Consider the following 14,344-nt stretch of genomic DNA (forward strand, 5'->3'; position numbering starts at 1 on the left):
TGACGAACGATGCTGTTCCGACGCACTACGGCCCTGATGGTGGCCGCGACCTTGACGGCGGGGAGCGCTGCGCTCAGCGGCGCACCCGCGCAGGCCGCCGTACCCGGCCCGATCCTCTCCTACGACTTCGCCTCGACGACCGCCGCGGGCGCCCCCGTCGCCGCGGGGACGGCCTTCACCGACTCGGTCGGGAACCGATCCGCCACGGTGCGCGGGAGCGGCGCCACGACGGTCGTGGGTCCGCGAGGCGGGAACGATCGCGCTCTCCGTCTACCCGGAGGCGCCGCCGGGAGCTCGGCTGCATTCGCCGAGATCGCGCCTGGACTGACCTCGACGTCGACCGCCGACCTCACCGTGTCAGCCTGGCTGCGATGGGACGGCGGCCAGAGCTGCAGCTGGGCGTACGCCCTCGGGCAGTCGACCGAGCGGTACCTCTTCGCCACCCCGCAGTGCGGCGGGAACCTCATCGGCGCGGTGAAGGACGGCTCTGAGCAGCGCGCAGCGGACACCGGCCCCGCGGCGTCCGACCGTTGGAGCCACGTCGCCGTCGTGCTCCGCAGCGGAGTCAGCGTGTCGACCTACGTGGACGGTCGGCTCGCGCAGACGACCCCGACCTCCGCGACCGGCGCGGCGACCGTCGGCACCTCGACCGCCTCCGGACTGCTGGGCAAGTCGCTCTACGGCCCTGACCCCCTCTTCGCGGGCGCGATGGACGACGTGCACGTGTACTCCAGTGCCCTGTCGCAGGAGCAGGTGCGTGAGGACGCGGCTCCCGCCGCCTCCGTCATCGCGGGCTCCGATGCCGCTGCGGCGACGTTCTCGGTCACCCAGCCCGTCACCGGCGACATCGCCCTCCCGACCCGCGGCGCGGGCGGCTCCCTCCTGACCTGGTCGAGCAGCGACCCGTCGGTCATCGGTGCCGACGGGACCGTGCGCCGACCGGCACCCGGAACAGCGAACGCCGTGGTCACCCTCACGCCGAGCGCGACCTTCGCGGGATCCGCCGCGACCGGCACCGCGCGCTCCGTGACCGTCGTGGCCGACACCGAGGCCGACGCGACAGGACGCCTGCGCACCGCCCTGGTCGTTCCCCCCACCGTCGCGTCCGGCACCACGTTGCCCACGATCGCCGGGTACACCGTGTCGTGGAGCGCCGACGGCAGCGGCCTGTCAGGGGGACGCCTCGTCAACGACACGGCATCCGACCAGGCGATCTCGCTCACCGCCTCCGTGGCGGTCGGCAGCACCACGCTGACGAAGACCTTCCGCACCACCGTCCTCAGCGCCACCTCAGGGAAGACCGTCGTCGCCTACACGCGGACGCCCACCGGCGAGCTGAAGGCCAACCAGGACACGGTCGCCCGCAGCGTGCACCTGGCTCTCGGGTCGTCCGTCGACACATCGGCACCCCTCGCCGACAACGGGGGCGTCCTCTTCGCCGAGGGCGTCTTCGTCGGGACCGACAAGGTGGACAACCGTGCCGTCGCGGCTCCGTCGCTCTTCACCTTCGCCGACGGGACCGTCGGCGTGCTCGCCACCCGTGTCCGCGAGGGAGGCGGACCTGACGGCACCGAGACCTCCAGCGCTCTGGTCTTCAAGGCCACCGACGCCACCGCGACCGACTTCACCGAGCTCGGCCTCATCGATCTCGGCACCACCGGAGGCGTCGCCTCGCCCCGCGCTGTCTACGACAGCGACCAGGAGCGTTACCTGGTCTCGTGGACGGATGCAGCGGGAGCAGCGAAGTACACGACCGTCACGGATCTGGCCCGCACGGAGCTCCGGACGCAGGCCTTCTGGCCGAAGGACGGCGGCCGCCGGAGCGTCGTCGTGACCGACGGGAACCGCGGACCGGTCCTCGGCGGGAGCCCCGCGACCGTGGCGACCGCCGACCTGTCCGCATTCGCCGGGCGTGTCGCCGACGCGGTCCCGGGCGGTGCGCTGGCTGTCTCCGCCTCGACCGCCGACGCGCTGACGAAGGCCTTCGGCCGCACGGTCAACACCGGATCGTCTGTCGCGCCACAGACGATCGAGCAAGGGGACGTGACCGCCCTCACGGAGGCGAAGGCCCGCCTGTCGTACGCCGACGGCTCGACCGGCAGCCTCGGCGTCGACTGGGACCCGCAGCAGCTCGCGGACATCGGCACGAAGGGCCCGGGGACGTACGACCTCTCGGGCACCGTCCGCCAGCGACAGTACGACGAGCCGTTCGCCTACAACCGCGCCGACCCGACCATCTACCGGTACGAGCGCGACGGGAAGACGCAGTACCTCTTCACGGCTACCGACGACACGGGCAACGACAACATCGCCTCCGAGCACCTCCCCATCCGCGTGGCCGACAGCATCGACCAGCTCAGCGACGACGACGGCGGGCGTGCCAGGGAGGTCGACCTGCTCAACCGCAGGACGCGGATGGACCGCACCGCCGAGGGGAAGGTGATCGCGGGCTGCTACTGGGCCCCCGAGATCCACGAGATCGGCGGCAAGCTGTCGATCCTGTTCGCCCCGTGCTTCAACCCGGGGAACGACCAGTCGAACCAGGACGCCGCGTGGTACACGGTGCAGGCCCACATCATGCAGCTGCGCGACGGGGGAGACCCTGCGGACCCGGCTGACTGGTCGGCGCCCCGCGCAGTCCTGAGGAGCGACTCGAGCGCCCTCGGACGAGCCGGCACGGGGCGCAACATCAGCCTGGACATGACCTATCTCGAGTCCGGCGGGACCGCCTACTACGCCTGGTCGCAGCGCTACGTCGACGGAGGCGCCAGCGACCCCGCGACCTGGATCGCGAAGGTCGATCCGAGCGATCCGACTCGCGTCATCGGCGAGCCGACACCGATCATCGTCCCGTCGCTCTCGTTCGAGGACCATCTGTCTGAAGGGGCGTTCGCGATCCAGCGTGACGGCAAGATCACGCTCGTCTACTCCAGCAGCGGCGTCAGCCCGAAGTACATCGTCGGCGGTGCCTGGGCGAAGGAGGGCAGCGACCTGACCGACATCGCCAGCTGGACCAAGTACGACGCTCCGCTCTTGAAGAGCGTCCCCATGCCGGACGGAGTCGTCGACTACCGCGCGTACGAGCAAGGACCCGGCCACGGGTCCGTCACACGCGACGAGGACGGCAACGACGTGTTCGTGTACCACACGTGGGGCAACGGGGTCGGGGGGGACGGCAGGGACACGCGGCTCGTCCGCATCCACTACGCCGCCGACGGCCGCCCTGTGCTCGACGTGACGCGCGACGAGGAGGTGGCGCCCGCCAACCGTGCGGTGACGACCACGGTGACCGTCCTGTCGCGACCCTCCGTGAGCGCCGTCGTGACGACGCGGTGCATCAGCGGCAAGGTCGTCATCACCACCGTGGTGAAGAACACGGGCACCTCGGCCATCGACGTCGCCACCGCGACTTCCTTCGGGTCGAAGACCGTGAAGGGAGTCGCTCCGGGAGCGTCGGGCGCGACTGCCACGACGACGCGGGCAGCGTCCATCACGTCGGGATCGGTCGCGATCACCGCGACGTCCACCACGGGCACCTCGCGGGAGAGCGTGGCGTACGCGTCGCGCAGCTGCGGATGAGCGGGGAGAGCGCAGGCGGGCCGATCGGCGGTCGTCTGTCGCGTCTGAGGGGAGAGCTCGACAGGGACCTCGTCGACGGGAGCTCCGGGTCCGACGACGACGTCCTGGTCATCAACGGCAATGCCTTCACGATCACCTAGAAGTCGGCCTCGGCGCGGTGCACGCCGCCGCCGTGACTCACCCGCTCACGTCTAAGGAGGCATTCTCAGCACATTCCCCACGGCGACGTCAGACGTCCCCACCCCCGATAGACCCCACTGAACCACCCTAGAAAGCGAACCATGTCAACAAGATCGAACTCCATCGCCGGCCCCGGCCGCAGCTCGTGGCGGCGCCGTCTCGGGACCATCGCCGCATCCGCCGCCATGATCGGCGCGTTCATCGTGGCGTCGCCGCAGACAGCCCCCGCTGAAGCAGCGACAGTCAACAGCGCCTACGTCATGGCGTACTTCAGAGAGAGCCCCAACGGGTCCGGCAACTCCAACAACGTGCACCTCGCCGTGAGCAAGGACGCGCTCGAATGGACGGCCCTCAACGACAACGCCCCGATCCTCGTCCCGACGCTCGGCACGAAGGGGATCCGCGACCCGTTCCTCTTCCGACTGCAGGACGGCAGCTGGGTGATGACGGCGACGGACCTCAAGAACGAGAACTTCGGGGCAGCCAACCCCTCGATCCACATCTGGACCTCGCCCGACCTGGTCAACTGGTCGAGCGACCGGCTGCTCAACATCAACAGCGCGAACCCCAACTCGTTCACGTGGGCACCTGCGATCTTCTGGGACCCGGCACGAGCGCAGTACGGCATCACGTTCAGCGCGAGTCCTACGGGCGGCCCCTTCGGCACGATCCTCGTCGTCTACACATCCGACTTCGTCACGACGACGGCGCCCGTGACGTTCTTCGACAACAACGGCCAGGGCGGTGTCATCGACTCCGACGTGCAGACCGACATCAACGGAGTGAGCTACCTCTACTACCGTTCCCCTGCGCCCAACCAGACCGGCCTCATGGGCGCCCGCTCGTCGTCCCTCACGCCGGGCTCGTTCACCCCCTACACGACCGGCCTGTACCAGGGTGGCTGCGTCGAGGCGCCCACCGTCGTTCGATCTCTGTCAGACCCCAACTCCTGGTGGCTCTGGGGTGACAACTACTGCCCCAACAACAAGTTCAACGTCTGGCAGGGAAGCGTCACGACTGGCTCGTGGACGCCGCTCAGCCAGCGGAACTTCACGGCGCCCATCGGCTCCAAGCACAACAGCATCCAACCCATCACGTCGACCGAGTACAACGGCTTGACCACGAAGTACGGGCAGAGCAGCTCGACCCGCCTCAAGTCGTCGAACTTCCCCGACCGCTACGTCCGCCACCAAGGCGGGGCTGCGCGCATCGATGCGTTCCCCTTCGACCCCCAGCAGGACTCGCAGTGGAAGATCGTTCCCGGTCTGGCCGATCCGAGCGCTGTCTCCTTCGAGTCGGTCAATTTCCCCGGACAGTACCTTCGGCACTCGAACTTCTCGGTCGTCCTGAACGCCAACGACGGCAGCGCCGGCTTCGCGGCTGACGCGACGTTCAAGAAGGTCGCGGGACTCTCCGACCCTTCCTGGTCCTCGTTCCAGAGCTACAACTACCCCACCAGGTACCTGCGGCACAGGGACTTCTCGTTGCGGATCGACCCGCTGTCCAGTTCCGAGTACGCAGACGCCACCTTCCGGCTCGTCCCCTGAGCCCTCCCGGACTCTGAGCCACACGCGAAAGCCGCCCCGAGGGGCGGCTTTCGTCGTTCGCGTTCATCGAGGCGCCGAGCGGCTCAGCGATCGTCCGCGTTCGCGGTCACTCCCTCTGCACGACCGGGACGCGCGCCCTCCCGGCGGCCTTCCTCCTTGGCCTGCCGCACGAGCGCGGCGACACGGCTGCGCGAGCGTGAGCGACCCGCGAGGAGAGCCGAGAGGACGAGTGCCGTTCCGAGCACCACGAGCAGTTGTGACCACGGAACTGCGGCCGCCGTCGCCGTAGCGGTGACCGGCTCCAGATCGACGGCCTCCCCTCCGTCCGGTGTGACCACCGTGGGGGCGACCTGCAGTTCGGCGCTCGCGACGATGAGGGGCCAGACGCTCCTGAGCGGGATCGACACCGCCCTGCGGTCGCCCGGCAGCAGTTCCTGTCGCGCGGCGTCGTCGGCGACGATCGGCGCGGAAGATCCCTGTGCGCGGACGGTCCCGTCGAGGACGAGGCGGACGTTGCCGGTGTTGACGATGTCGGCCTCGACGGTCAGCGACCCGGCGGCGAAGGGGTTCCACGACATCTGGTAGTCGACCCGCATGCCGTCGACGGCGACAGCCGGAACGACGTCGCCGGTCACCCTGGTCATCACGCGGAAGCCGATGCGGCTCTCGACCCCGACGGACGCGCCTCCGGCGCCGGCGCCGACCGACACCAGGGACGCCGCTATGCCGGCTGCGTGGTCTCCGGGCTCGGCATCCGAGGGCACCGAGACCGTGAACGGGACGATGCCCGTCGCTCCGGGCTCGACGGTGACCGTCTCGGGAGCGGAGATCCACGTGCCGGCGTCCGTCGACGGCCTGTCCGAGGGGAGCATGGAGAAGCGGCCCGCGTCCGTGAAGTAGCCGTCTGCCGCGTCGATGCGGAACGTCACGGTCTCGTCGCTGAGATTGCGGACGGCAGCTTCATCGGAGGCGGTGGCACCGGGGCCGAGGTCGAGCTCGACCCAGGACCGCTCGTCCGGAGCACCGTCCGTGGCGGGGCTCACCGCCCACGTCACGCCTTGGGGGGCTGACGCGGCTGACGCGGCCGGAGCGGCCGCCGCGACGAACCCCCCGGTGACGAGACCGACGAGAACGAACCCGGAGAGCGCGTGGAGGCGCGTCGCCGGACGGTGCCCGCCGGAAGAGGATCGGCGTGGACCGGTCATGGAAACCTCTTGATCTTGAGTAGGACGCACGAAGCGGCCGGGCACGAGGTGCCCGGCCGCTCACGGCTGACGGGGGACGAGGGCGTGCCTCGTGGAAGTCACTCGAACAGGGAGAGCGTGATCGTGGAGCTGTAGTCGCCGGCGTCGACGGTCGTCGGCGTCTTCAGGGTGAGCGCCGCGTCGGCGGTCCACGACCCCTCGCTCGCTATGCCGGCGGAGTCGTCGGTGATCGCGAGGAGCTCCTGGTCGACGAGGCCGACACCGTCGGGCCCACCATCGATGGCGGTGTCGACGACGTCGCCCTCGGCGACGAGGCCACTGTCGCCCCCGTCGATGAGGTTCGGAGCCCAGCCGAGGTTCTCGGCGCCGATCGTGCTCAGGCCGTCCGAGGAGACGAAGTCGGTCGCGGTCCCCAGGACGTACCAGCCAGCGTCCGCGGGGATGTCGGCGGGATCGCGGGTGTCGGTCACGGTGACGGTGGGCAGGGTCCCGGTGAACTGGCGGATCACGCCGGTCGAGCCGTTCTCGGCCAGGGCGGTCGAGGTGCCCGCCACGGACATCGCCAGAGCGCCTCCTCCGCTGAGGGGTGCGATCTGGACGGTGACGTCCACGTCGTCGGTGCCGATCTCAGGTTCTGCGGCGGCCGCCGTGCCGGCGACGCCGAGGAGGAGCATGCCTCCGGTCAGGCCGACGGCTCCGCGGGCGAGGAGGGAGCGGGTGTTCATCTCGGGTGTCTCCGTTCTGCGTGGGCAGCATCGCCGACGCGGTGGGGTGGTGAGGGTGGGACAGGGGTCAGCGGCAACTAGCAGCGGGATAGGGGGCGACAGCGCTGGTCGTCGCGGGCTCGCCCGAGACGAAAGCCGTGGCGGTCACGCTCACCTGTCCGCCGGCGACGCTCGCGTCGCGGGTGGTGAACGCGTGCGTGGCGCTCTTCCCGGCACCGATCTCGTCGATCGTCTTGACGCCGTGGGCCGAGGTGATGACGACCTTGATCGCGAAGGTGTTCGGGTTGGTGACGGTTACCGAGAGGAAGACCTTGCCCTGTACGCAGCGCGTCCTGCTCGAGGCGGCGACGGTGACCGCGGGCACGGCCACGTCGGCGATCTCCTGAGCGCCGGCGCCCTCGAGTGTCGGTCGCACCTTCTCCATGAGGCCGGTCGTCGGAGAGAACGTGACCCGGTCGATCGTCGTCTCACGGTGCGTGCCGTCGCCGCCGGAGAAGGCGAAGCGGTGGTAGGCGATGTACCAGTCGTCGGTGCCCGGCACGTTGATGACCGAGTTGTGGCCCGTGGCGAGGATGCCCAGGGCAGGATCCTTCTCGAGGACCACACCTCGGTAGGTCCAGGGGCCGTCGATGCTCGTCGCGGTGGCGTACCCGACCCTGTAGTTCTCGGACCCCGTGTCGTCTATGGAGTACGTCAGGTGGTACAGCCCGTTGCGCACGTTGACGAAGGCGCCCTCACGGAAGTCGGTCAGGCCGTCGATCCGCTTGATGGTGTCCACCTTGATCGAGAGCATGTCGTCGGCGAGTTCGGCGTAGACGGGAGCTCCGTTGCCCCAGAAGAGGTAGCTCTTGCCCGTCGCCGGGTCGGTGAACGCGGCTGGATCGATGGCCTGCCCGGAGTTCACGGCCTCGCCGTTCGTGATCATGGCCGTCGGCTGCGCGGCGAAGGGGCCTGTCGGGCTGTCGGCGACGGCGACTCCGATCGTCTTGCGGTCGAGCGCGGCGTTGTGGCCGGAGAAGTAGAAGTAATACTTGCCGTTCTTCTCCGAGATCGTCGGTGCCCAGGCGTTGCCGGCCGCCCAGGGGACGTTCCCGTTCGCACCGTCGAGGGTCAGGATCGGTCGGTCCGAGCGGGTCCAGTCCACGAGGTCCTTCGACGACCACACCCAGAACTGGTTGCCGCCCCAGCCGGGGACGCCGTCGGTCGTGGCGTAGACGTAGTAGGTGTCTCCGAAGGCGGCGATGTTGGGGTCGGCGTAGAGCCCGGGGATGGAGGGGCTCCCCATCGAGATCGCCTTCAGCGTCCAGGTGGTCGTCGAACTGCCGTCGAGCGGCGTCAGCACCACCCGCTGAGGTGTGGACAGATCGCGCACGGTCCCGGAGGCGGGGCTGGCGACGACGCCGGCCGCGGTCGTGTAGGTGGGAGCCAGGGAGGTCAGCGCGACACCGGGCTTCACCGGCAAGGTGACGACTCGGTTGACCGAGTCGATGATCGGCGCGGTCTTGAGGACGTCTCCGCCGATCGTCACGTCGGACAGGGTCGTCGTGTTCCCGGAGGCGGAGAGCACCTCGGCCGGGCTCAGCGCTCGGTCGTAGATCGCGAATTCTCGGATCTGGCCTCGGAAGCGATTGTCAGCGTCGTAGTTCGAACGGCCGATGTAGTTGGCCGTCGTCCTGCCGGCTCCGATGTCCTTCGGATCGATGGTCACGGTCGAGCTGCCCACCTTCACCCCTTCGAGGTAGAGGGTGGCGGTCGTTCCGGCGAGCGTGTACGTGAGGTGCGCCCAGGTGCCGCGCGGCACTGCTGCACTCTGCGACACCGTCTGCTCCGTGGTCCAGTTGCCGGTGGTCAGGCTGGTGCGGTAGTCGTCTCCGGAGGTGAAGAGGTATCCGTCGCCTGCTCCGGCCGTCGTGTTGCCCAGCCCGTAGAGGAAGTAGGGGGAAGCCTGGGCGGGGTCGATCCAGACGTCGGCCTCGACAGTGATGTCGGTGACATCGGCGAGCAGGTCGTCCGGGAGCCTGACGAAGTCGTCGACGCCGTCGAGCTGCAGAGCACCGTCGTTCCACGTACCGCCTGCGACGAGCTCCCCGTCCCGACCATGTCCAGAGCTGTCGAGGACAGATGTGCCCGCATCGGCGTCGAAGGCATATCGAAGGATCTCACCCGATGCACCGACAGCATCTGCCGGGGCGTCACCCTGGGCTGTAGCGGCGGACGCTGACGACGTCGCCAACACGGGAGCCATGAGGGCCACGGTCGTCGCGAGGACGAGCGGTCGCAGGAAGGGCTTCATCACACGTGCTCCTAGTTCGGCGTCATTGCTGAGGAGGGCTGAGGCTGTCAGTGATGTTCACGGTAACACCCAAACGGGGGTCAGCGCGAGCGAACTGGCCCACTCGGTCTGCCCGTCGCTTCCCCCTCAGCGGTCGGCGGCGATCATCTCGACGATCGTGTCGACCGTCAGCCACGGGCCGTTGCTGACCTCGCCGATCTTCTCGCGGTCCTTGAACACGACGATGCGATCGCTGAGGCGAACGACTTCGTCGAGGTCGGACGAGATGTAGACGATGGCGACGCCGTCCGTCGCGAGCTTCACGACATGGGCCTGGATGTCGACTTTCGAGGCCACGTCGATCCCCTTGGTCGGCTCGTCGAGCACGAGGAGTCGAGGCATGGTCGCCAGGCACCGTGCCAGCACGACTTTCTGCTGGTTGCCGCCGGAGAGGTACTTGGCCAGGAGGTCGGGATCCGCCGGCGATATGTCGAGCGAGTCGACGTAGGCACGGACGAGGCCGTCGGTCTCGGCGGCAGAGAGGGGTCGAGACCAACCGCGAAGCGCCTGGATGCCGAGCACGATGTTCTCGCGGACCGAAAGCTCGCTGATGATGCCGTCCTCGTGGCGGTTCTCGCTCGCGTGCGCGATCCGATTCCGCATGCCCGAGCGGGGTTCGGCAACTTGCGTGGGCTCACCGTCGATCAGGACGCGTCCGCGATCGAAGCGATCGGCGCCGCTGAGCAGGGAGGCCATCTCCGTGCGACCGGAGCCTCGCAGCCCGGCGAAGCCGACGATCTCGCCACGATGCAGCTCCAAGTCGGTCGGTGCGACCGCTCCTCGACGGCCGAGGCCGAGAGCCTGGTACATCGGCGGGCCGACGGGCTGCCGGCGATGCTGGCGGCGGTCTGCGCCGATCCGCCGTAGCGCCTCGATGTCCTCGCCGAGCATCGAGGCGATCAGCTCGGCCCGGTCCATGGAGTGCGCGGGGTATTCGCCGACCGTGCTGCCGTCGCGCAGCACGGTGATCCGGTCGCTCAGGGCCAAGACCTGTTCCAGGAAGTGCGAGACGAACAGTATCGCCACACCGCTGTCGCGCAGGCGTCTCAGGACTGCGAAGAGCCGGACGACGTCGTCGAGGTCGAGACTCGAGGTCGGTTCGTCGAGTACGAGGACGCGGGGGCGGTCGATCATCGCCCGACCGATGGCCACGAGCTGGCGGAGCGCCGGCGACAGCGAGCGCACGGATGCTCGCGGATCGACGGCTCCCATTCCGAGCTCTCCCAGCACCTCGGCTGCTCGCTGGTGGGTACGCGACCAGGAGATGCCGAAGCGGCCACGGACCTCGTGCCCGAGCATCATGTTCTCGCCGATGCTCAGGTTGTCCGTGAGCCACTCATCCTGGAACACCGCCGAGATGCCGGCCGATCGTGCGTCCGCCGGCCCCGAGAAGCGGCGCTCGACGCCGTCCACCGTGACCGTTCCGGCGTCGGGACGATGAATGCCTGTGAGGGTCTTGATCAGCGTCGACTTGCCAGCGCCGTTCTGCCCCATCAGCCCGTGGATCTCTCCCGGGGCCAGACACAGACGTGCGCCGGTGAGAGCCGGGCCCGAGGTGAAGACGACGTCGATCCCGACCATCTCCACCGTCGGGTGGGGAGAACCAGGAGTCGCCGTCGACTGCAGATCCACGTGCCGCCCTCGGATCGTGTGCGGCACGGCATCGAGGCTGCCGTGCCGAGGTGTCGCCGATGATACGCGACAGCTGACGACGGATCACCTCACGATGATCAGGCGCGCGGCGGCGCAGTGGAGTCGCGAACCACCAGCTGTGTCGCGATGCGTGTGCGCCGGGGGATCTCCTGGCCGTGCACGTGGGCGTGGATCACGTCTGAGACCGTCGTCCCCAGCTTGTCGAAATCCTGCCGCACAGTCGTCAGCGGAGGCAGCATGTGGCGAGCGCTGGGCAGATCGTCGAAGCCGATGACGCTGACGTCCTGCGGAACACGGATCCCCCGTTCGGCGAGACCGTGGATCACGCCGAGGGCCATGTCGTCGTTGGCGACGACCATCGCGGTGAACTCCGGGACCGAGGTCAGGCTCGCGGCGAACTCGTAGCCGGAGTCGGGTGTCCAGTCGCCGACGACTATGGGGCGTTCTCGCATCCCCCAGGACTTGGCGCGCGCGTGGAAAGCACGTTCACGAGATCGAGCGTCGAGCCAGTCCAGAGGGCCGGAGAGGTGCAGGACGTCACGATGCCCCAGCGACGCGAGGTGGTCGACCGCCTCCGCTGTGCCCGCTTGTTGATCGACCGAGACCGTGAGGAAGGTCGGGTCGTCCTCGGACTTCACCACCAGTGTCGGGACCCCGATCTCGATGGTGCGGAGGGTCGCCACGGACGAGGAGCGCGGCGCGATGATGCACAGGGCGTCGATGCCCAGCCCCGTCAAGTGCTCGACGGCGTCGACCGGAGTCATGTCCCGTTCGTCTCGCAGTGCGACGGACGTCACTGAATAGCCCCTCGACCGCGCGGCCCGCTCGATGGCACGCAGGGTGCTCGAAGGACCGAAGGCGTCTCCGCTCTCGACCAGCACGCCGATGCGCTCCGTGCGCTGCGTGACGAGCGATCGAGCCGCGACGTTGGGTCGGTAGTTGAGCTCGTCGACTGCCTTGAGCACCTTTGCGCGAGTGGAGTCCCTGATGTTCGGGTGGCCGCTCAGTACGCGCGAGACGGTCATGTGCGAGACGCCTGCCACCGCGGCGACTTGTTTGAGGCCTGGCCGACCGGACACCACGACGATCTCCTCCCCGATCACGGGCATGCGAGTCCCGGGCCCCTGAGCGACTGGTAAAAACGCCGATCGCTCAACTCCAGCTTAGTGACGCAGGAGAGGAGGGCTCGACGTCGTGACCCTCGCTTCGCGCCCTCAGTGACCTGTGCACCTCACGCGTTCAGGCCTCCCGCGCGGCGAGTTGGTGTCGGAAGTGTCGCCGGATGGCTGTGGCGCTGATGAGCCCGAGGGCTGTGATGATCGCGGTGGCGATGAAGACTGAGTGGGTGCCTGCGATGCCTCCGAGCCATCCGGCGAGGACGGGGCCGGCGACTTGGCCGATGTACTGGGCCGAGACGTTGTAGCCCAGCACCAGTCCGACGCTCGTGTCGGGGAGGAGTCGGCGGATCGTCGCGACGACTGTGGGGGTGATGCCGCCGAGGGCGATCCCGGTGAGGAATCGCAGGATCGCGAAGGCGATCAGGTCATCGACGACCGCTTGCGCGGCGAGGAAGAGCGTCGCGGCGATCAGGCTCAGGGTGAGGACCTGCATGTGGCCTATCCGGTCAGCGAGTTTGCCGAGGTTGGGACCGGAGAGGATCGTGCCGAACGCGGTGATGGAGAACACGACTGCGGCGTAGAGGGCGGTGTCGTCGGCTGAACCGGTGAGGGAGCGGACGTGCTCGGCGATGATCGGTTCGACTGAGATGGTCGCGAACATCAGCAGGGTCGAGAGGCTGAGCAGAGCGATGACCGGCAGCTTGTAGGGGACGGCGGCCCACGAGCTCGACGGCTTGGACTTCTCCGTTCCGCGATCGAGCCTGGGCGCCTCTTTCAGGAACAGGGTCGTTCCGAGGAAGGCGAGGAAGATCAGACCGCCGGTCGCGAGGAACGCTCCCTGAACGCCGATCGTCTGTGCGAGGGTTCCGCCGATAAGAGGGCCTGCGATGGTGCCGGCCATGATGGCGGAGGAGAGGGTGCCCAACGCCCACGCGGAGCGGTCTCTGGGGGTCTGAGCGGCGACCAGGATGGTCGATCCGGAGGCGTAGCCGCCGAGGAGGCCGACCAGCAGGCGCAGGAGCACGAGTTGTGTGACGTCTTGGGCGAGTCCGATGAGCGACATGGCGATCGCCATGCCGAGGCTTGCGCGGATCAGCATCGGCTTGCGTCCGAAGCGGTCACCGAGATAGCCCCAGAGTGGGGCTGTGAGAGCCGCGGTCAGGAACGTGGCGGCGTAGGCGATGCCGGACCAGAGGGTCACGGCTGCCCTGTCCTCGACGCCGAGGTCTCGGACGTAGAGAGGCAGGATCGGCAGGATCAGGGTCATGCCGATGATCGTCGTGAACGAGCCGAGCGCGCACACGAGGAGGTTGCGACGCCAGATCTGGGATGTGTCAGACGGCAGAGGGGTGGTGGTCATGAGCGCTCCGTGCGAAGGGGATGTGCGCAGGCAGCACGTCCACCGCGACGGGGGCGCCTACCTAGCTAGGACCCGTCGCGGCGAAGAAGGAGCTGCCGGATGACCATGTGCTGCACACCATAGCCCAGGCTGGGCCTGGCTCGAGGACTCCCCGAGAACCACGACGACGCCCTCACTGCTCGATCCCCGTGCCCCGCATCGCCTTCGGCCGGGCACCGAAGGAGAGGACCGAGATGCCGGGCACCACCGCCGCCGGCAGCACCACAGCCCTGAGCAGGAGCGGGATCGGCGACGGCCGTCGTCCTGCTCCTCGGGCGCTACGCACTGCAAGCGATGGGGGCGACCGAGGGCGATGCGCCCAGTGAGGCGCCGATGGGCTTCCCCGTGACGGCCGTGGTCACATCAGCGAAGGAGGAGTGCGTGTCAGGCGGCTGCTGGACCGTCTTCGACGTCGAACCGGCCGACGACGTGATGCAGGAGCAGCTGAGGGCCGAGCTCGAGACGGAGCTCGGCGACAGCATCCCGGGCACCTTCCTCGACCCCCGCCGCATCAGCGTCTACATCGAGGACTCGGGGCACGGTCTCGACGTGCGCGGCGACTTCTGGAGCTGGCCGGCGGCGCCGTGACCGGTCTGATGGTCGAGA

At 68.7% G+C, this 14,344-nt stretch carries 9 protein-coding genes and 1 pseudogene; 3 read left to right on the forward strand and 7 right to left on the reverse strand.

The window, feature by feature from the left end:
* Positions 1–9: 9 nt before the first annotated feature.
* On the forward strand, positions 10–3,579 hold the full coding sequence (locus JOE43_RS05675) for a LamG-like jellyroll fold domain-containing protein (RefSeq protein WP_209515614.1): 3,570 nt from the start codon (positions 10–12) through the stop codon (positions 3,577–3,579).
* Positions 3,580–3,860: 281 nt separating this feature from the next.
* Positions 3,861–5,306 (forward strand): glycoside hydrolase family 43 protein, encoded by a 1,446-nt coding sequence (locus tag JOE43_RS05680; protein ID WP_209515617.1) that lies wholly within the window; start codon positions 3,861–3,863, stop codon positions 5,304–5,306.
* Between the two features lie 83 nt (positions 5,307–5,389).
* Here JOE43_RS05680 and JOE43_RS15530 read toward each other — a convergent pair whose 3' ends face one another.
* From JOE43_RS15530 to JOE43_RS05710, 7 genes and pseudogenes are all read right to left on the reverse strand, one after another.
* The gene (locus JOE43_RS15530) at positions 5,390–5,941 is read right to left on the reverse strand and encodes a hypothetical protein (RefSeq protein ID WP_245187119.1); all 552 of its coding nucleotides are present in this window, start codon (positions 5,939–5,941) and stop codon (positions 5,390–5,392) included.
* Positions 5,942–6,085: 144 nt separating this feature from the next.
* A pseudogene (locus tag JOE43_RS16255) lies at positions 6,086–6,511 on the reverse strand (hypothetical protein); the annotation flags it as partial.
* A gap of 98 nt (positions 6,512–6,609) precedes the next feature.
* Positions 6,610–7,236, reverse strand: coding sequence for a hypothetical protein (locus tag JOE43_RS05690; protein WP_056052186.1), 627 nt, complete (start codon positions 7,234–7,236; stop codon positions 6,610–6,612).
* Between the two features lie 67 nt (positions 7,237–7,303).
* A complete protein-coding gene (locus JOE43_RS05695; RefSeq protein ID WP_209515622.1) occupies positions 7,304–9,529 on the reverse strand; it encodes a family 43 glycosylhydrolase in 2,226 nt (741 codons plus the stop codon).
* A gap of 126 nt (positions 9,530–9,655) precedes the next feature.
* Positions 9,656–11,200, reverse strand: coding sequence for a sugar ABC transporter ATP-binding protein (locus tag JOE43_RS05700; protein WP_235491120.1), 1,545 nt, complete (start codon positions 11,198–11,200; stop codon positions 9,656–9,658).
* Between the two features lie 98 nt (positions 11,201–11,298).
* Positions 11,299–12,324 carry a LacI family DNA-binding transcriptional regulator gene (locus JOE43_RS05705; RefSeq protein WP_235491121.1) on the reverse strand — a complete coding sequence of 342 codons (1,026 nt, stop codon included), beginning with the start codon at positions 12,322–12,324 and terminating at the stop codon, positions 11,299–11,301.
* A 136-nt stretch (positions 12,325–12,460) separates the two neighbouring features.
* The gene (locus tag JOE43_RS05710; RefSeq protein ID WP_209515625.1) at positions 12,461–13,699 is read right to left on the reverse strand and encodes an MFS transporter; all 1,239 of its coding nucleotides are present in this window, start codon (positions 13,697–13,699) and stop codon (positions 12,461–12,463) included.
* 420 nt (positions 13,700–14,119) lie between these two features.
* Here JOE43_RS05710 and JOE43_RS05715 point away from each other — a divergent pair, with 420 nt between their 5' ends.
* Positions 14,120–14,326: a hypothetical protein gene (locus JOE43_RS05715; protein WP_156369869.1), complete on the forward strand. Its 207-nt coding sequence runs from the start codon at positions 14,120–14,122 to the stop codon at positions 14,324–14,326.
* Positions 14,327–14,344 lie beyond the last annotated feature (18 nt).

The organism is Frigoribacterium sp. PvP121 (genome assembly GCF_017833115.1).
In the GTDB taxonomy this organism is placed as follows: domain Bacteria; phylum Actinomycetota; class Actinomycetes; order Actinomycetales; family Microbacteriaceae; genus Frigoribacterium; species Frigoribacterium endophyticum.